At 69.0% G+C, this 19,668-nt stretch carries 8 protein-coding genes; all 8 read right to left on the minus strand.

The window, feature by feature from the left end; genetic code table 11:
* Nucleotides 1-4 precede the first annotated feature (4 nt).
* Nucleotides 5-1,663: a hypothetical protein gene (locus tag IF78_RS0116710; RefSeq protein ID WP_031476498.1), complete on the minus strand. Its 1,659-nt coding sequence runs from the start codon at nt 1,661-1,663 to the stop codon at nt 5-7.
* Complete coding sequence (locus tag IF78_RS0116715; RefSeq protein ID WP_031476500.1) at nt 1,660-5,745, minus strand: Eco57I restriction-modification methylase domain-containing protein; 4,086 nt, start codon at nt 5,743-5,745, stop codon at nt 1,660-1,662. The genes IF78_RS0116710 and IF78_RS0116715 overlap by 4 nt, the downstream gene beginning before the upstream one ends.
* A complete protein-coding gene (locus IF78_RS0116720) occupies nt 5,745-8,681 on the minus strand; it encodes a DEAD/DEAH box helicase (RefSeq protein ID WP_031476502.1) in 2,937 nt (978 codons plus the stop codon). The genes IF78_RS0116715 and IF78_RS0116720 overlap by 1 nt, the downstream gene beginning before the upstream one ends.
* Before the next feature lie 35 nt (nt 8,682-8,716).
* Nucleotides 8,717-15,025, minus strand: coding sequence for a protein kinase domain-containing protein (locus IF78_RS0116725; RefSeq protein ID WP_031476503.1), 6,309 nt, complete (start codon nt 15,023-15,025; stop codon nt 8,717-8,719).
* Nucleotides 15,026-16,092: 1,067 nt separating this feature from the next.
* The gene (locus IF78_RS0116730) at nt 16,093-17,853 is read right to left on the minus strand and encodes a caspase family protein (RefSeq protein WP_031476504.1); all 1,761 of its coding nucleotides are present in this window, start codon (nt 17,851-17,853) and stop codon (nt 16,093-16,095) included.
* Nucleotides 17,854-17,863: 10 nt separating this feature from the next.
* Complete coding sequence (locus IF78_RS0116735; RefSeq protein ID WP_158751413.1) at nt 17,864-18,202, minus strand: Pepco domain-containing protein; 339 nt, start codon at nt 18,200-18,202, stop codon at nt 17,864-17,866.
* Between the two features lie 160 nt (nt 18,203-18,362).
* Nucleotides 18,363-19,145 carry a hypothetical protein gene (locus IF78_RS0116740; RefSeq protein ID WP_031476506.1) on the minus strand — a complete coding sequence of 261 codons (783 nt, stop codon included), beginning with the start codon at nt 19,143-19,145 and terminating at the stop codon, nt 18,363-18,365.
* Between the two features lie 27 nt (nt 19,146-19,172).
* Complete coding sequence (locus IF78_RS0116745) at nt 19,173-19,661, minus strand: hypothetical protein (RefSeq protein WP_234439701.1); 489 nt, start codon at nt 19,659-19,661, stop codon at nt 19,173-19,175.
* Nucleotides 19,662-19,668 lie beyond the last annotated feature (7 nt).

The following is a 19,668-nucleotide window of genomic DNA, read 5'->3' on the forward strand; positions in this document are numbered from 1 at the left end:
TTTTTCACTGTGTGTGCATCCTTGCGTTGCGATCGGGGCGCCGGGGCGCGTTGAGCAGGTGGGGCAGCAGATCCGCCACCGCCCGCTGCCGGACGAGCGCCAGACTGTCGGGGGAGCGAGGCGTCGTTCGCCTGGTCAGCGGGGCCAAAGGCGGGACCAGTGTGACGGGCACCTCGTCCGGAAGCTCGAACACGTCCAGGTCGAGTGGCAGCACGAAGAAGCCGGACCAGTCCTCGTCGCGCTCGGCGTCTCTGATGCGTTTCATCGCGCTGTTGAGCCGCGCGCTCATGTCCACGTCGTGTACATGCTCCCTGCGGAGGTCCCGGTACCGGCTCTCCCAGCTTGGCGCGCCGTGCGGCAGCCCGAGGTCCAGGTAGGGGTTGGACGCCGCCGGTCTGTCGTTGCGGGGAACCGCCCGACGCTGCTCGACCATGCGGAGGTTGGACTCGGCCAGCTCATGCGATCCTCTGATCCCCTTGAGGACGACGGCCGCCGCGTTCAGTTCCTCCCGGAGCAACAGCGTGTACGCATGGAAGTTGAGGGCCTCGGCTCGGTAGGCCGGCTCAGCGGTCTCGAACGCCACCAGCTTGTCTATTTGGGACGACGCACGGGCGAGGTCGTTCAGGCACAGCAGGTCGTAGGCCTGACGCAGGGCCATGAGCGCATGCAGGGGCGAACGCGACGGGTTGACGGCTGCCTTGGGTTCCCACAGAGAGAAAATGAGTCGCCACAACCCCCTGTCTTCCCAAAGGACACGGTCCCAGTTGCCGACATCGACCCCGTCCAGGAGCCGGCGCAGCCGGAGCACCAGATCGCGGGGCAGCATCCCTTCGAGCTCCTTCACCACCGAGGCGTCACCGTCGGCAACTCGCTCCAAGAGGTCGTAGACGTCGCCGACGGGGGGCAGGGGCTCGCCCCCGGCGAGGAACGCGCGTCGCCGCTGTGGGGCCGTCCACTCCAGTGCAGCTGCCTGCTCGGTGGTTACCTGCTCGGGTACCAGCCGGGCTATGAGGTACGCATGCTCTGTCTCCTCGGCCCGGTACTGCCAGGGCTGGTGCTCGGGGCCTACCACCCCGGCGTCGATGAGGTCGTCGAGGGCGCTCAGGGGTATCCAGGGAAGCACACGCGGCAGCATTCGAGGGGGAAAGGCGGCCGTACCATCCGTCGCGAACGCACTGAGAAGGGCGAAAGCACCGTAGGGGTCCTCGCTCCCAGAGACGGCGAGCGTGTCGTCGCCCTCTGTCAGGGCGGTGAGCCGTTGCTCCCCGACCTCGGACAGCCACAGGAAGCCGCTCGCGTGGATCGCCGTGAGCGTCGCGGCGATTGTGGCTGGGTCTGCCCGTTCGAGGACGGTCCGCACAGCGGGCAGTAGCCGGTCGTCCGGTTCGTTGCGCAGGGCGTCGGCCAGGGCGTCGTGCGTCGCGTCCTGTGTGAGGGAGGCGAGCTGTTGGAGCAGAGCGTGGGCCTGCAGTATCGCCGGGGCTCCGAACACTCCCACCTTCCGCCACCTGCGTACGGTGAACCCGTCGACCCCCGCGTCTGCATTCTGCGCCTCCCGACGCTCTCTGAGCCCCCTCAGCCGCTCCCGTTCCCGTGCGATCGCCTCGGCCCGCGCCCCCGACACCGGCTGCCCCGGCCCGCCGGTCGGCGGCGGGTTCGTCACTCTCCGGCTCCTTCGTGGCGGGGGCCGTGGCCCGGGGGCGGGGTGACGGTGGAGGTGTAGTTCTCGCCGTCCACGAGGGGGTTCTCCAGGGTGAGGCCGACGGCGGCCATGCGGTCGTACTCGGCGAGGATCAGGCCCTTGGTGCGGTACGTGCCGTATTTGGCTTCGTCCTTGCGGCGAACGATGGGGAAGGTGTCGAGGATGTAGTCGACGTCTTCGCGGGATACGCCGTAGAGGTGGAAGAAGAGGGCGTCGAGTTCGGCGCGGATTTGTTGGCGGCGGGGCTCGTTCCAGCGGAAGGGGGTGCCGGTGTCGCCGAGGTGGGTGGCGAGGCCCGCCATGTCGCTAGTGGTGTAGGAGAGCTCGAGCACCCGGGGCACGATGAAAGGCGCGTGGGGCGAGAGTTCAGTAGGAGAAGGCACCGGGAGCTGCTTCACGGTGAAGAAGCTCAAGTGAGTGCCCCCGATGTTCTGCCGCGCAGCGTAATCGAACGGCAATGATGACCAGACGGCTCCCAGGAGTTCCGGGAGACGCGACATGGCGAGCAGGAAGAGGTGACCCACCCCCACTGCTGGCAGCCAAGAGCTGATCATGCTGCGCTCGTCGGTGGCACGGCAGATGTCTCGCCACCCGAGCAGGAAGCCGTGCGGCCAGGCCTTCTCGGCGAGGCGCTTTCGGACGCCGGGGATGGGAATGTCCTCCCCATCCTTGTCCGGCTTCCCGGACGGTGTGTCTTCCTCGGACACCCAATAGCGAGGTAGAACAATAGTGTTGCAGTCTTCCTTTTCCTCCAGCGCCAGGGCCCGAGTGTCACTTGTCGCTTCGTACGTGGCCCACCGGTGGTCGTAGTGGTGGAGCATCTTCGCTTCGTAGAGGGGCAGCATGCGGGCCTGGCCTTTGACGAAGACGCTGCCTTCCAGCGTCCAGCCCGAGCCTTCAAGTTCTTCGCGGGGGTGCATAAGAGGCGAGTCATGACCCATGTCATACATGCGTAGGAAGGACATCCCCCACGGGTTGCCATCAGCCGCGCCCTCCTTCCAGAGCACAGGCAACCTTCGGTACATCCCCAGTGTGATTTCCGCATCCCGCCTAGACCTGAACACCGGAAGTGTCCCCGTGTTTGGATTGAGCAGGGCAATCTCTTCCGGCGACAGCATGAACGCCTTGTTCGCGTCGTCCAGCTCAGCCGGGTCGTGCAGGAAGAACGCGAATCGAGCCGCCGGTTCGTGCAGGGAACGGCCGACCATACAGAGGATGCTGAACTTGAACGAGCGGTGAACGCCTGGAAAGAGCGGTGCGGCGTTCTCGAAGTCGTACAGCGCCGCAATCGCCCCCCGCCGCACCAGATCCCCGGAGAAGTGCTGCGTCCGCGCGTCCGTGGCGATACCGGTCGGGACGATCACTCCTGCCCGTCCCTTCGGCCCGAGCAGTATCCGATCCGTCTCCGTGAAAACGGCGTACGTGTTGAGGTTCCCCTGTCCCGTCAGCGGAACCCGGCCCGACCGCCGCAGGAAGTGACTCTCGGCGTACACCTTCCGCTTGCCCGCCTCGAACTCCTCGTACAGAGGAAGCGTGTCCGGTGAGTCCTTGAGCGCCGCGATCATCTTCTTACGCACGGCTGTGCGGGAAGCCTCCGCAATCTCTGGCGCACGCTGGGCAAAAAACTCCTGCTCCCGGAAGTCGACGCTGTCCCACGGCGGATTCCCCACCACACAGTCGAAGCCCCCCGCCCAACCGGTGTCCGGCGACACCCCCCGCCCGTCCTCCGGCACGGAGAACACCTCAGGGAACTCCAAGTGCCAGTGGAAGAAGGAGAACTGCTTACGCAGGCGCTTGATCTCGGCCTTGGTCTCCTCAGCCACTCCCTGCCCGCTGGGATCCTCCAGAGCCTTGAACACCGCGTACGTCACCGGCCTCGGCGCCTCCGGCGTCTTGAGCCACACGAACGCCGCGCACCAGGCATCGGCCACGAGCAGCGCACGCCGGTAGTCGGCGGAGTCGGTCCACTCTCCGTAGGCCTCCTCCTGCCGGCGTACGTCAGGCAGTTCCTCAGCCTGGGCCAGTGTGATCGCGCGCAACCCGCTGGCGAACACGGTGTTGGCTACGCTCACCGACTCCCCGCCCAAGTCGAACAGGCTGCCCTGACCCACGCGCTCCTGCTGGTTGATCTTCTCCAGGGCCTTGGCGTGCTTCTTGTCGTCGCCCTCGGTCGCGATGAACGCCTCGTCGGGAATGCCGCCTTGGAGCAGCTTGGGCGTGGCCCCGATCAGACCGTTGCCTTGCTTCACATGAGCGTCCAGGAAGCTCAGCGGCTTGCCCGGCTCCAAAGCCTCCAACCACAGGGACACCTTGGCCAGGTCCACGGCCATGGGGTTGAGGTCGACGCCATGGATGCAGCGGGCGACCACCTCGTGCAGCGCATGCCGGACCGCCTCCAGCGTCGGCTCAGGGTTGCGTTCCCGTACCGCCGCCACCCGCTTGGCGATACGGCGAGCTGCCGCCACGAGGAAGTGTCCTGAGCCGCACGCGGGGTCGCAGACCGTCAGCGACAGCAGCTCGTTCACGATCGCGTCCGCCGGGTCGGTAGCGCCCGAATCCGCGGCTGCCTGCTCGCCGCGCTTCACCGCGTCCTCTATCACCGGGTCCAGGCTGGAGTTCAGCAAGCACTCGATGAGCGACGACGGCGTGTAGTAACTCCCCGTCGTCTTACGCGTGTTACCCGCCACCTCGACCAACTGGAACGTCCGCTCGACCGCGCTGTACTTCGGCTCCAGCTCCAGCAGGGACTCGTAGACCGATCCCAGCTCCTCCGCGTCGAGGTGCCGATAGTCCACCGCGCGCCAGCGCCGCGAGCTGCCGTCGCGGACCTGGGACAGGTGCCGTACGGCCGTCAGCAGGGCCTCGTTCGAGAGCTTCAGGTCGCGCAGCGGGGCGTCCGCCTCCACCTCGTTGAAGAGGCCGCCGAGGCCCGGCAGGCCCAGCTCCGGGCGGCCCTTCTCGTCGCCGAGTGCCGCCAGAACGATGCGCAGTGCCTCGTACAAGTCACCGTGCGCCGTGCCCCGGCGCTTCCTCGCGTGGGCCCGCAGCCTCGCCGACGAGAAGTACATCTCGTACCGCTCGCGCGCGATCCCGTCCGCCCCCGGCGACAGCAACGCGTCGCGGTCCTCCGCCACGAAGACGAACAGCAGCCGGTAGACAAGGCGCAGGAGAGCCGCCTGGAGGGCCTTCGGGCGGACGTCCTCCCGCAGTGCCGTGTTCTCCGGGTGCCGCAGGAAGCCCGTGCCCAGCGCGGTGATCGCCTCCTGCACCCCCTTCCGGAGCTGGTCCAGCGCCCGCGTACCCGAGGCGATGGCCTCCGTGCGCCACTTCTCCAGCCAGCACGACGACGGCGCCGCTCCCTCCGCCACCTCGAACCGGGAGGCATGCAGCAGCCGGTACAGCAGGACGAACTCGCTGAACAGCTCGCCGTCGAAGATCGCCTCAAGGTCGAACTCGACGTAGGACGCCGTAGCCAGCGCGCTGGAGTCGCGGAGCAGGCGCACCTGACGGCCGTTCGTCAGGACGCCCCACAGGTGGGCCTCCGTGCGGTTCAGGCACTCCTGGAGCATCGACTGGGGCGGGACCGTGCCCGCACTGCCGGGGCGCTTGTCCAGTTCCGCGTTCCAGGCGGTCTGGTGGATCAGGGCGTGGTGCCAGCGGTGGGAGACCGGGAACTTCTTCTCCACGTCGGAGTCGGCGGTGATGCCTGCCACGCCGACCGCCGTGAGTCGGCCGAAGCCCAGTTCGCGCCAGAGCGGTGCGAGCCAGTCCGCGTCGGCGCGGCCCGTCGGGTCGGCGGCGGGTACGCCGGTTTCGCGGTCCTCGGGGAGGTGCTTGCGCAGCTCGCGCCAGAGCGGCTTCAGGTACTCCCAGCTGCGCTCGGCCTCGTCGCGTACCGAACGCGACGACGGCAGGCCGTAGTCGGCGGGCTTGGAGCCGGGGACGTCCTTGCCCTCCGAGATCCGTACCAGCATGTCGGCCGGCAGCAGCCCCCCCACCGTGTGGGCGGCCGTGAACACCTGGTTGCGAGTGGTGGCGGACATCAGGCGGACACTCCAGCAGGGACGGAAGCGGTGGCGGGCAGGTAGACGTAGGCGCCGAGGATGTCGGCCGGCTTCTGGGCCGTCACCGACAGGCCGCGGACGATCTCGCCGGACGCGGCCCGCACCCGGCGGTGGGCCGCGTCCAGCTCGGCCGCCAGCTCATCGCCGTACGTCTCCAAGTAGTCGTTCACATCGGGAAGCTGGTGCAGGATTCGCGTCATCGTCCGCTCCCCGAAGTGCGGGTCCGTGTTCCCCGACGCCGTCGCGTCCAGCAGGCCCACCGCCCGCTCCGGCGGCAGCCACACCGCATTCCTCGGCGCCCCCTCGAAGGCCAGCAGCCGCGCGTCCTCCGCCACCACCTGCCGCTCACCACTCCGCGACGGCAGCGTCAGATGGAAGCGGTACCGGACCAACAGCAACGTCGTCCTCGTAGTCACCGCGTCCGTCGTAATGACACCGCAGCGGCGCGCCGGGCGCGCACCCTCCGCCTGCGTGTCCAGCGCGGCGTTGAGGACATGGGACGCCAGCGCGCCTACGACCGGGTCCGTACGGACCAGGGCTGCCTCGCCCCGCGCCACCGCCGGATCGTTGCGGAACGGGATCTCCCGGTCCTTCTCGACGACCTCCGCGCCCACCACCGGCGCGACCGCGTCCCGCAGTCCCGCCGGTGTGCCGCCGACCTGGGCCGTGAAGTCCCCGGACTCGCCGTCGGCGCCGCGCAGCACCGCGTTCAGGGCGCCCAGCGACTCCCGTACGAACGTCCTGATCTCGCCCGCCCCACCCAGTGCCTCCCGGATCGAGGCGACCTCCCGGGCCACCTCCTCCGGGTGGATCGAGCGCTGCGCGAAACGGGAACGGGACGCCCGCTCGCGCTCCGCCGCCGAGTTCCAGTCGCTGTCCAGCTTCTCGGTGCTCACCTTGAACGCGTCCGCGCTGAAGAGGGCGTCCTCGTTCTCCCGGCCGCGCATCAGCAGCCACTCCACGATGGCGTCGGTCACGCCCGTCGACAGTTCGTCCGGTACGGAGACCGAGATGCCGAGGTCCTTCTTGATCTGGCGGTGCTTCTTGATGAGCACCTCCAGGACCTTGCCGTCGATGCCGTTGTCGTCGCCGTAAAGGGTGATGACACGGACCTCGTCGCGGCGCTGGCCGTAGCGGTCGACGCGGCCCTCGCGCTGGTCGTGGCGGGTGGGGTTCCAGGCGAGGTCGTAGTGGACGACCGCGTCGAAGTAGTGCTGGAGGTTGACGCCCTCCGACAGGCAGTCCGTCGCGATCAGGACCCGGCGGGCCGCCGCGTCCTCGCCGGCCTCCGTGGCCAGCTCCTCGATCCGCTCGATGCGTTGCTGCGGGGACAGTTCGCCCGTCACCGCCTTGACCACCGTCTTCGCGCCCAGCGGGCCGCGCTTCTTCGTCTCCGGGTCGTTCGCCAGATGCTCGGCCAGGTACTTCGCCGTCGGGATGTAGCGGCAGAAGACGATCGGGTTGTAGCCGTCCGCCAGCAGCGCCTTGAGGTGCTTGATCAGCGCCTTCAGCTTGAGGTCCTTCTCCGGGCCCTCCAACTGCGCGGCCAGCTCCGCAAGTTCGGCCAGCGGAGAGCCCGCTGTCGTCTCCGCTCCCGGCGCCACGTCCATGCCCTCCATGGCGTCGCTGTCCGCCGCGTCGCTGTTCAGCGGGGCGCCCAGCTTGTCGGCCTCCTCCGCCGAAGCCGCGATCGCCGCCGCCGAGCGTGTCGTCAGGGTCTGGGCCGCCGCCCTCGGCGACGACACCAGCGAGCGGAGCAGCGCGATTGCCGACCACCAGGCGATGCGGGCCTCCCGCTTGCCCTGGCCGCCGGCCTCCTCGACACGCTCGCTCGCGTACGCGATCGCGTCGTCCAGCAGGGCCCGGTACTCGGGGGACAGCTTGTACGTCTCGTCCTTGAAGAAGCGGTCCGAGGGGAAGGCGGTGCGCTCGGCGAGGGAGTCGTCCGCGAGGCCGTCCTCCTTCGTCAGGTACTGGCGTACGTCCGCCCGCTTGCGCGCCACGAAGTGCTGGGCGAGCAGCTTCCTGCCCGCCTCCGACTCCAGGTTCACGTGCGCCAACTCCGGCTTGACCAGCCCGAGCAGGTTCCGGAACGCCGACTCCTTGCCGCTGTGCGGGGTCGCCGTGACCAGCAGCAGGTGCCGTTCCGCGTCCTCCGCCACCCGGCGCAACAGCTCGTACCGCAGCTGGCTCTGCGCGCTCGTCGATGTGTCGTCGGCCGCCACGCACGTGTGTGCCTCGTCGACGATCACCAGGTCGGGGCAGTGACGTACGAAGTCGTCGCGGTGGCGCGGGGACTTGATGAAGTCCGTCGAGACGATCACGTTCGGGTACTTGTCGAAGAGGGACTGGCCGAGGTCCAGGCCGCGCTCCAGCCGTGACACGGTCGACGCCAGCACCAGCTCCGCGTCGATGCCGAACTTGCTGCGCAGCTCCTGCTGCCACTGTTCGGCCAGGGCCGGGGAGCAGAGCACTGCCAGGCCACTCGCCTCGCCCTGCGCCAGCATCTCGCTCGCGATCAGGCCCGCCTCGATCGTCTTGCCGATACCGACGTCGTCCGAGATCAGCATGCGGACCGTTTTCTGGCGCAGGGCCATCAGGAGCGGTACGAGCTGGTACGCGCGCGGCTCCACCGCGATCCCGGCAAGCGAGCGGAACGGGCCCGCACCGGAGCGGAAGCCGACCCGCAGCGCCGTACGCAGCAGCCCTGCCGCCCGCTGGTCGCCGAGGTCGGTCGGCTCCGGCGGCGCGAAACGGGCCTCCTCCACCGGCTCGAACGGGAACACCGCCGCGATGTCGTCGTCCGAGCCGCCCAGCGGGCGCAGGACGAGCAGGTCGGGCTCGCTCTCGGGGAGCACCACCCACTCGCGGCCACGGGCCTTCACCAGGGATCCGGCGGAGAACGTGAATGCCATATCGATCGTCAAATCCTCTTCGTCCGGCCGGTGCGTCAGTTGGTCTTGGCGGGTGAGCCGAAGTAGCGGGAATGGGCGGCGGCGACGGCAGCCCAGTCGGCGCCGTGCGGGAAGCGGACGACGTCCCAGGTGGCGTCGAAGAGGCGCTCCTCCGCGTCGGCGTCACGCAGCGCGCTCTCCTCCGCGCCGGAAGGGCCGTCGACGAACACGGCGACATTGGCGCCCGGCAGCCGGTACACGAAGTCCGGCGCCGCGTTCGCCTCCGTCAGGAAGACGTCCTTCTCGTCCGGGAGACGCAGCCCGCACGCCTTCACCCAGCCCAGGAAGTCGCCCTGCGCGGCGAGTTCGGACGCCGTCGCCTCAACCGGCGTGGGATCGGCGGGGGTTTGGGCCACCAGTCGCCGGAACTGCTCCGAGCGGGACTCGCCCCGCGCCTCACGGCTCGCCGCCGCCGACGCGAACCGCACCAGCAGGGCCGCCACCGTGTGCCGGTTGATCTGGGCGTGGTCGAGCTGGTTGCCGTACGTGAGGAGGCAGTCGTAGCAGCCGAGCGCGCAGGCGCGTCCCGGGCGGTGTTCCTCGCCGCCCTTGTCCTTGCCGTCCTCGGAGAAGTGGCAGATCTCCAGGGCGCGGCGGGCCGCCTTGGCGAGGGCGTCGTCCTCCGCCTGGAGGCGGCGCAGTACGCCGGCGCCGCCTTCCGCGGCCTCCATGAACAGGATGCGACGCCTCGGGCCGTCGTCCGGCGGCAGCAGCTCGCTGGACAGTTCGGCGTCCTCCAGCTCGAACTCTGCCTCAATGCCCCGCTCCAGGGCGTACATGAGCGTGAGCGCGACCGGCTCGGGCAGCGCCTCGTCGAGGGTGACGACGAGGATGTTGCGGCGGTCCTCCACGAACGGGATGACCCGCTTCTTGCGGCGCCGCTCGTTACCATCCGCGTCCACAATCGGCAGCTCGCTGGAGTCGCCGGACGCCTCGGACGCGTCCTTGTCGTTCATCCAGCGGCCGTCAGCCAGGTCCAGCCAGTAGCCCGGCGGCTCGTCCGTACGGGCCCGTACCCGGCCGGTGTTGGTGATGCGGACGGTCGCGGAGTCGCCGTACGCGATCTGCGCGAGCTGCCCCGTCGCGTCGGCGACCGTGGCGTTCAGGCGGCCCTTGCGGACACCGTGGTCGTGGAAGCGGTACGACGTCTCCAGGCGGAAACCGGCCCGGCGCCGCTCCTCCTCGTCCGAGGAGATCCGCTCCCGGCGCGTGGTGTACACGGTGTGCAGGTGGAGGAGGCCGTACGTCGCCGCGCCCAGCGTCTCGTCGCAGAAGCCGCAGCGGTCCTCGCGCTCCTTGGGCTCGTGGTGGTAGCCGCAGTTCGCGCAGCGGCGCGCCTCGCCCGTGGTCAGCTCGCCGGAGGAGTCCGGGGGCAGCTGGATGCGGGTCACCTGGTAGCGGGCGCCCTCGTGGTAGATCAGCGAACCGGGGCCGAACTCGCGGATGGCGAGGAAGCGGGGGCGCTGGAGGTAGTCGCCGTCGCCGCGACGGCGGCCGATCGTCGGGATGTACGCGGCCAGCGGCAGGCGCGGGAAGCTGTAGCCGGGCAAGAAGCCCTCGGAGGCCAGATAGCGGTACGGGTTGAAGTCGGAGAGGACCGACTTGCTGTCGACACTCTCGTTCATCAGCAGGTTGAGCTGCGTCTCCGCCTCGCGGCGGCGGGCGTTGGCCCGGTTGCGGTCGCCCTCGGTGAGGCTGTAGTCGAGACGCCGCTTGTTCTGGACGTACTGGTCGGTCAGAGCGGCCCGGAAGAGGTCGCGCCAGCGGTCGAAGGCACGGTTGAAGCGCTCGGCGACGGTCCGCACCTTGTCGTCGATCCAGTCGTCGTGCCACCACGTCGTCTCGGCGAATTCCTTGAACAGCGGGCCGAGGACCCGCAGGGCCGCGGCGACCGTGCGCCGCTGGGCGCCGTCGTCGTAGGCCGCATCCCGGATGTCGGAGAGGAGGTGCAGCTCCGGTTCCGGGCGCTCGCCCGAGTCCGGGTACGACACATCCAACACCTCGGGGATGGACCGGCCCAGCCGTAGGCCCGCCTCGGCGATCCATATGCCCTGGAGGTGGGAGAGGACCAGGTCCTCGTTGGCGAGGTCCAGGCGGGGCGGGGCGACCGCGCCCGCGACCATGCGCTCGGAGCGGCGGAAGTAGTACTGGTCGTGGCTGTTGCCGGTCGCGCAGTATGTCGTCACCAGGGCGGGCTGGCCGCTGCGGCCCGCGCGGCCGGAACGCTGGGCGTAATTGGCGGGTGTGGGCGGCACGTTGCGCATCATCACCGCGTTGAGCGAGGAGATGTCGACGCCCAGCTCCATGGTGGGCGAGCAGTACAGCAGCTTCAACTCGGCCTTGCGGAACGCCTCTTCACGTGCCTCGCGGTCCTCCGGGGACACCTGCGCGGTGTGCTCGCGGGCGTACAGGCCGGAGAGGGCGTCGGCGGTCTCCCGGTACAGCTTGAGGAAGAACGTGTTGATGCGCGGGCCGTCGCCGCTCTGGTACGTGCGGGTCAGCGGGTCGTGCGCCCCCGACTCGCCCTTGCCGGCGCGCCACACCAGCGACTGGGCGGCCACCCGATACCCGGTCGTGGTGACGGACGACGTCCTGCGGAAGCGGCCGGCCCGCTGTGGCGCCGCCTCCACCTCCTTCACCAGGCCCGCCTTGGTCAGCACCTTCAGCAGCTCCGAGATGATCAGCTGGAGGTCGTCCTGGTCGAGGTCCCGGAAGGTGCGGTCGGCGCGCTTGAGGTACTTGCCGTACTTGCCGCGTGCGGACAGGAACAGACTGGCGCGGTCCATGCCCGGCCGGGAGGGGTGCGGGTAGGCGGTGCCGACGCGGGGCTTGTCGGCGGCGGACAGGATCCACGGGTCCACGAGCCGTTCCTCGCTCGCCCGCTGCAGGGATTCGAAGGTGTCATCGCGGAAGTACGACACGTCGATGGCCAGCGAGCGGCGCATCTCGTCCAGCAGTGCCCTCATCACCTCGGCCCGCAGTGCCGGGTCGGCGTCCCGCAGCGCCTGGTGGGTGCCCTCCCAGCGGTCCTGCTTTGCGGCGATCCAGTCCAGGTCCTCGTAGTCGATCTCCAGCAGGCCGGTCTGCTCCAGGTTGGGCATGGTGATGCGCCAGCCGCGCTCCAGGTCGAGGTAGAGCCGGAAGGCGATCACGTCCCGCAGGGTGCGGGCGGCGTTGCGGGCCAGGGACGGGGGCAGGTCGGACTCGCCGGTGTAGTCGACGGGGGAGACGGCGAGCGCGTTGGTCACCGCGGAGGCCAGCTCCTCGTGGTGCAGGCCCTCCTCACCGACGTCCAGGGCCGCCCGGTACAGGGCGCCCCGCAGCTGGGTGATCTGCACGAAGTCGTTGAAGTGGCCCGCCTGCAGGGAGGCGTCCTGACGGTTGTCGACGAACGTGAGGAGCTTGCGCGCCTCCTTGTCCAGGGACTCCTCCGGCACCGACTTCAGCGAGCGCACGATCGACGCCGAGACCAGGGAGGTGGCCGACGAACGGCCCTCCTGGTCCAGCGTGGCCAGCTTGGCGAAGTCCCGGCCGCGCGTCTGCTCGTACGCCACACCGCAGTGCAGACAGAAGAGGAAGGGCGAGGGGATGAACGCGGCCTTCAGCTCGCCGCCTTGGCCCCCCCGGCCTTCGCGTCCGAACGGGTCGACGGTGACGGACTTCGGGACGCGGTCGCGGTACGCGCGCTTGATGACCTCCTGGCCCTTGTCGTCCAACTCGAGCCAGGATTCGGGCAGTCGGCGGTCGTCGACGGCGTACTGGACGTTGGAGGGCCACTCGCGCTCGTGGTCCACGTACAGATAGCCGTCGCCCTGCCGGCCGCCGGTCGCCGAGGTGTCGCGGCGGGCCTCGTAGCGCACCTCGCCGTCCTTCTCGGTGCGCCACACCGTCAGGTACTCCTGGCCGCACTCCCGGCAGAAGGCGAGCGGCATCAGCAACTTGCCGCCGCTGCCCGGCTGTTCGAGCTGGTAGGAACGGGTGAGGTGACGGGAGGACTTGTTCTCCAGGGTGACGTAGACGGTGTCGCCCTTGGAGAGGAACTGGTGCAGGCGGAACGCGAACAGCGGTCGTTCGTTGCGCGGGTTGAGTGCCTGTGAGCCGGCTTCCAGGGTGGCGCGGATCGCCTCCGCGCACAGCTCCTCCGCGACGCCCGACGTCTCGTGCAACTCACGCGCCGCGACCTCGATCTGCGTCGGCGGCCGGCGTACGAGGCGGCCCGTGGCGTCGTCCTCGACGAGGCCGAAGCGGTCCTCGATCCAGCGGGCCAGGGGGTCCTGCGCCAGGTCGTCGTAGGCACGCGGCGCGGGTGAGGTGAGGCGCTCGGCGGGTACGGTGGCCGGCGCCTCGCCGGTCGCCCGGACCAGGGTCTCGCCGATGACGTGCTCGGGCCGGACCGTCGTACCGAACAGCGTGCTCGCCACACCGGCGACCACCTGCCGCTGGTCCTCCAGCGTGCCCTCCGTGGACATGGTGGCCGACGTGCCGATGCACTGGAGGCTCTCCGCCTGGCAGGCCTCGCGGACACGGCGGATCAGCAGGGCGACGTCGGCGCCCTGACGGCCGCGGTAGGTGTGGAGTTCGTCGAAGACGAGGAACTCAAGGCCCCGCGCCATCTTGATGAGGCTCGCCCGGTCGGCCGGGCGGGTCAGCATCAGCTCCAGCATCACGTAGTTGGTGAGCAGGATGTCCGGCGGGTTGTCGCGGATCTCCTTGCGCTTCGCGTCGTCCTCCTGGCCCGTGTAGCGGGCGAAGGTGACCGGCTCACGGCCCGCGCCGTAGCCGTCGCGCAGGTACTTCTCCAGTTCGCGCAGCTGGCTGTTGGCGAGCGCGTTCATCGGATACACGATGATCGCCCGCACCCGCTTCGGAGCGTTCGGGCCCTCCTCGTCGCGCTGGTGCAGCACCTTGTCGACGATCGGGACGATGTAGGAGAGCGACTTGCCGGAGCCGGTGCCGGTCGTCAGGACGTACGACGCTCCCGAGGCGGCGGCATCGATGGCGTCGCGCTGGTGCCGGTGCAGGAGCAGCGGCCGGCCGTCGCAGACGGTGCCGCCCTCGGTCTTCTTCGCCTGGAAGATGCGGGTGCACTCGGGGTGCAGCACCTTCTGATGGGCGAGCTCGACCACCGTGCCGCCGCCCTGGAAGAACGGGTTGAGCGACAGCCAGGGGTTCGGCCACTGGGACTTGTCGTCGAGGTCTTTCTCGACGTACGCCTTGATGCGTTCGTCGCGGATGACGGTGCCGCCCTCCGTGAAGGAGCGGTAGTCGCGGATCAGCGCCTGGTTGACGCCGAAGACATCCATGCCGGCGCCGGAACCGGTCACCAGGGAGGGCTGCTGCGGGGTGACGGGCGCCGGGGCCGGGGTGGCCTCGCGCAGGGGGAGCGTCGGGTCCTGCCCGCTCCAGGTGGGGACGAGGCTGGTGTCGTCCGACGGTACGGCCAGGGGGAGCAGGGAGTCCCGTACGGTCACGGCGTCGGCGGGGCGGTTCGCCGGGTCCTTGGCCAGCAGGCGGTCGACGAGACGGGCGAGCTCGGCGGGGGTCTCGCTGCGGATCGCGCGGACCGGGCTGGGCTCCTGGTGGACGTGCCGCTCGGCGAGTTCGTACGCCGACTCGCTCGTGAACGGGGGGACGCCGACCAGCATCTCGTACAGCACGCAGCCCAGGGCGTAGAGGTCGGCGGCCTGGGTCACCTGCTTGGCCTGGCACTGCTCCGGCGCCATGTAGCGGGCCGTGCCCACGCTGACGCCCGTGCTGGTCAGGCGGGTCTGGTCCGGGTCGTCGACGATGCTGCCCATACCGAAGTCGAGCACCTTGACGGTGCCGCCCCGCGTAAGCATGACGTTGGCGGGCTTCAGGTCACGGTGGACCACACCCTTCGCGTGCGCGGCGGCGAGGCCGGCGGCGATCTGCGCGCCGATGGCGGCGACCCACGGGATCGGGAGCTGCGGCTCCTCCTCGATGAGGTCGCGCAGCGACTCGCCGTCCAGCAATTCCATCGCGAGGTAAGGCAGATCGTCGCGGTCCGCGGCGATGCCGCCCTCGATGAGCCGGGCGAGGTTGGGGTGGTGGTCCAGGTGGCGCATGATGCCCACTTCGCGGGCGAAGCGCTCCACGGCCTTGGTGTCGCCGCCGGTGTCGATCCGGCCCCCGGTGCGGCGGCGCAGGATCGTCTTGACGGCGACGGTGCGCTCCGGCGAGCCCTCGGGAGCGCGCAGGTCCTCGGCCTGGTGGACCTCCCCCATGTTGCCCCTACCGATGACGCGCCCGATGCGGAATCTGCCGTCGACGAGCTCGTGGCTCACTGCCGCTCCTCTGCCTACTGCTCGCGTTCTCGCGGTTCCGAACCGGAACGCGCCCCCTGATCTGCTGCCCCACGGCCCATGGTGTCAGAACGGACAGTGAGGCAGCCGTTACCGTACACGAATTGACTCAGACCTTACAGGTTTACGTTTGTTGACGTCGTCAACGTGGTCTCGTTGTGAGCGGAGTGGATGGCATGCACGATCGAACTGCCGGCGGAGCGACTGTGCCCGGCTTGAGGCGGGCCGCCGTGAAGGTGTCGTGCCCGAGTCGGTCTTTGTGTGGATCCTGCAGCCCGTGAGGCTTGGCCAGACCGAGTGGGGTCGGCTGCGATACAAGTCGGCCTGGTTGGGCCTGCATGAGCAGGGCGTGCGTGTGCATGAAGACGCAGACCCTCCGGATGTGGGAAAGGTTGCACATATTGGTGAGGGAAACGTGCGCCTCGGTGCTGGCGTGGTGCAAGCGTTGCTGCCGCGCTACGTGGACACCGACGGATACGTGACCTCCAGAGCGGTGGACGGCGTCGCCCGGCTGGCGGGACTCGGCACACGGCAGATGGCTGCGTTGAAGGCTCGGGCTGCCCTGATCGCGGCGCTTGCCGTACGGAGGAGGATCGCTTTCTGTTGTCCTGGGAAACCGTTCCTGAGGTCGAAGTTGAGGTTGGTCTCGCGTACTGCTGCGCCGCGGCACGGATCGCGTGGGGCGGGAGCCCGACGCCGTGGAATCGAGCAGACTGCCGCCTGGTGATGTGAGGATCACGGCTCACGTGGGCCATCGCGGACGAGGGTGCGCTCATCCGGATTCCGGTTCGCATGCACGAGCAGAGGTCCAAGATGATGGCTGCGGAACGCGCCCTTGCCGCGCAGGGGCGTCCTGCGACGGCCGTCGACGCGGCGGTGCAGCGCGGCATGGGGAATAGACGGTGGAGGAGGTCACGGACTCTAGGTGTCTTGTCGGGTTCGTGTCCGACGATCGAGTCTCGGATCTGGACGAATCACGGTGCTTTGGCGCTTCTCCCCTGCGTATAGCCCGACTCCTCTGCCAGTCTCCATTCCGCACCGGTGCCTGCCTAGTCGGTGGTGACGACGAAGCTGGTTTGTGCGTCCGAGACAAACAGGGATCCGAAGTCGCCAGTGGCGAGATAGGTGCCAGTCGGGGCCTTCCGCGCTTCGCTGCAGGAGGTGTTGCGGTGAAGGTTCCACCGGTAGGTGACGGTGGCTGGGGTGCTGGCTGATACGGAGAGCCATCGGTCCGGGGTCTCGGTGGAGCAGGACGCGGAGCTCCAGAGTGGCTTGTCCTCGTCGGCGCGTGTGATCGTGAGAGTGACCAGCTTGGGTGTGGCGTTGATCCTGCAGGTGGTTGTGCTCTTGATCTTGAAAATGAGGACGGGGGTGTCCGTCGAGTCGTAGCTGTTGCGCTCCGACCTCAATTGAAGCGTCACGGGTTCCAACGAGTCCGAGTCCGTGCAGCGGGGCAGGCGCATGATGGCCGCCGTGTTCACGCTCTGATTGCCCAGATCGGGCACTGTGTCCCGGCGTGGGGGCGGGGTGGTGTGCTGGCTGCTGATCTGCGCTGATGCCGATGGGCCGGAGGAGTTGTCGGTTCGCTGGTTTCCGTCGGGCCTGGATGCCCAGAGTGCGTAGCCGGTCCCGGTGATGACGGCTGCTCCAGTGGAGATCAACACGGCGATCCGTGCCCAGCGGGCGGGACGGTTCAGGCCGCGCATCGCGCGGTCCAGCTTCTTGTTGCTCCGCTTCAGGTCTCGAAGGACTCGACTGGGGGAGGGGTCCCCGCCGGCCCGGACCGGTGCGCTGTCCAGGGCGGTGTCTTTGTGCGAGACGGCGGCTGTGCTCGTTGCGGTGGGCCTCGTCGGCCCGCCCGGCGGGCGGCTGCCTTGACCGGGCGAACGTCGGATGCGGTGGGGCGGCTGCGTCGGTACAGGCACTCCGACGTTCATGGCCGTGCCCTCGTAGGTGGTCTTTCCGGTCCGCTCGCGGGTGAAGAGGGGTTGACGGGCTGGGCCCGGCAGCGCGCTGGGCGGGGGTAGGAAGGCGAAGCTGTCCAGGGCGATGTCTGTGATGATTCGTAGGGTCTGGGGCTGCCCGTGCTTGCGGTACGCGCGGTGCAGCCGGGTCATCCGTTCCTGCACGGCGTCCTTGAACTCCGCCAGGGTGAGCGCCGCGCTGCCATGGTGGGCTGTGATGACGTCCGACACCGACCGGGAGAAGAGGCTGAACGACTCGCCGGGCCGGATACCGGCGACGTAGTCGACCAGCGCATCGTGAGTGCGGACGAACAATGCGAGCTGTGCTGGTGAGCAGGCATAGACGTAAGCCACTTTGCGCCGCAGCGCGGCGTCGACCTTGTGCTTGCTCCACTGCCTGACACTTGCGACTCCCATCGACTCCTGCTCGACTCCCTCTCGGCAAGCATCGATCAGGAAGACGACGTGCCGGGCGGGAGTCTCATCCAGATGCTCGCGCCAATCGATGGCCACGCACCCCGATTCGAAAGGATGCGTGTCCTCGTCGATGTCCTCCGGCACGAGGTAGTCCTGGCCCTTGGCGTGCACCCCGTGTCCGCTGAGAAGGATGAACAGCGTGTCGTTTTCACGCGCACGTCTGAGAAAGCCGGTCACGCGGGCGTTCACATAATTGGCCGAGACCTGCTTACCGCCTTCCCGCCCGGCCAGGACCTGGACATCGTCGAAGCCGCCGCCACGGAGTGCCGCGCCGAGGCGGGCAAGATCACCAGGGATGAAGGGCAGCGCCGGCACACCGCGCATCTCGTAGTCGCTGGCACCGATGAGTAACGCTCTGTACTGCGCCATGACAGGCCGGTCAGTGCTTGAAGACCAGCACGATGCCGTGGCTGCGTTGCACCTGCGCGCTGCCTATGAACTGGACGCCGCCGTTCGCGGTCACCTGGAAGGAAAGGTGTGCCTCCCGCAGCGGCAGAGGCCCTCCGCGCGCGGCAGCCTCGGTGAAGACTTGCTGCAAGGCGTCCACGGCTTCAGCGAGGTTCTTGCGCAACGGCCCCAGGGGCACGCTCCTCAGCCGTACCTGCCCGTCTCCTCCTCCGAACAGGCCCATGGAGTCGCTTTCTTCGTCGAGTTCAGCATCACACGACACCCAGAACGGCAGCGCTGGAACATCGGACGGTTCGCCGGCAGAGCTCACGGATCCCCCTTGGTCAGTAACGGCTTGCCAACTGTACGGAGTACTCGGCTGGCGTGTGGCCCAGGCCACAAAAAAAGAGGGTCTCTACATGCGGGTAGCCAGGCCTTCTCCGCGGGGCCGGGCTGCCGGGCGTGGTTGCTGCCGGTTGGCCAGGGCTTCGTCAGAGCGCGTCCAACGCACTCACCTTCCAGCCCTCCTCCGTATCGCTCATCGTGACCCGCACCCGGTTCAAATCCACCCGCGCCCCCGAAACCTGCGTGCTCTCGGTGACCTGGTTGACGAACAGCAGCACCACGACCTTGTCCGGGGAAGCCGAGACGACGGAAGCTGCCGGAGCGCCGCCGGAGGAAGGGGCGGCGACCGTTGCCTTCACCACGCCCCGGTATTTCTTGGCCGTCGGGCCGACCACCGTCTTTGTGGTCTTGCCGTACTCGTCGCGGAAGTCGCCGGTCAGGTGGGTGCGGGCTGCGGCGAAGTCCTTGTCCAGGCGGCGGTAGTCGTACGACAGGACGATCGGGGCCGCCTTCTGTGCCGCCGCGACCGCCTCGGTGCGGGCGGTTTCCGTTCGTCGGGCGTCCCAGTACTGCCAGCCCAGTACGGCGGCCGCCACCAGGCCCGCCACGAGCAGGACGCCCACCAGCGCCGTGAGCAGACCTCGGCGGCCAGGTGTCCTCCGCTTGCTACCCCCCTCCGGCGCATCCTCCTCCTCGAACGCCTCCGGTGACGGCTCCGGTGGGTCCTGCCAGCCGTTCTTCGGGGCGTCGATCAGTACGGTGCGGCCGGCGAGCGGGCGCTCGGCACTGGCACGGGAGCCGGACTCCTCCTCGGTTGCCGTCACGGAAGCGGTGCCGCGTTCCGCGCGCTTGGCTGCTGCGCGAGCCGCCGCTGTCAGCGTGCGGCGGGTGCTCGTGCCGGGGGCGCCGGCGGTCGTCGTCTTCGGCATGGTCGTACTCCTCAGTGGTGGTGCTTGTCAGCCGACGAATTCGACGTTCGACGTCAGCCAGCGGCCGTCCCGGTGGACCAGGTCCAGTTGCAGGCGGTACGTGCGCGCCTCCCCCTGCGGCACCGCCGTGTTGGTCACCTTGCTGTCGGCGACCACCAGGACGCGGGCTGAGTTGTCGTCGGAGCGGACGATGCCCGCCTCCAGGACCTGGCCTTCCGAGACGGACTTGTTCTGGTCGACCAGGTCCGTCAACTGCTTCGTCTGGGCCGCGAACTGCTTCTTGAAGTCGCCGGTCGCGCCTGCCAGGACGTTCGCGCTGTCGCGGTCGTAGTGGCGGTAGTCGAGGGATGTGAAGTTCAGGGCTGACTGGCGGGCCGCGGCCAGGATGTCCTGGCGGCGCTGGTCCGCCTCGCGGTGGCCGTACAGGCCCAGGGTCAGCCAGATCGACAGTGCGGTGGTCAGGATCGTCGCCGCGATCAGTCCCGCCGTCATTGCCCTCGAGGTCGTCACGGTCATCACGCTC

This window comes from Streptomyces bicolor, assembly GCF_000719285.1.
GTDB classification, from domain to species: Bacteria; Actinomycetota; Actinomycetes; order Streptomycetales; family Streptomycetaceae; genus Streptomyces; species Streptomyces bicolor.

Excerpts from the sequence above, each read along its gene's own strand:
- IF78_RS0116715 (WP_031476500.1), bottom strand. The coding sequence starts at position 5,745 with ATGTCCGCCACCACTCGCAACCAGGTGTTCACGGCCGCCCACACGGTG.
- IF78_RS0116740 (WP_031476506.1), bottom strand. The coding sequence starts at position 19,145 with ATGCCGAAGACGACGACCGCCGGCGCCCCCGGCACGAGCACCCGCCGC.
- IF78_RS0116720 (WP_031476502.1), bottom strand. The coding sequence starts at position 8,681 with ATGGCATTCACGTTCTCCGCCGGATCCCTGGTGAAGGCCCGTGGCCGC.
- IF78_RS0116745 (WP_234439701.1), bottom strand. The coding sequence starts at position 19,661 with ATGACCGTGACGACCTCGAGGGCAATGACGGCGGGACTGATCGCGGCG.
- IF78_RS0116730 (WP_031476504.1), bottom strand. The coding sequence starts at position 17,853 with ATGGCGCAGTACAGAGCGTTACTCATCGGTGCCAGCGACTACGAGATG.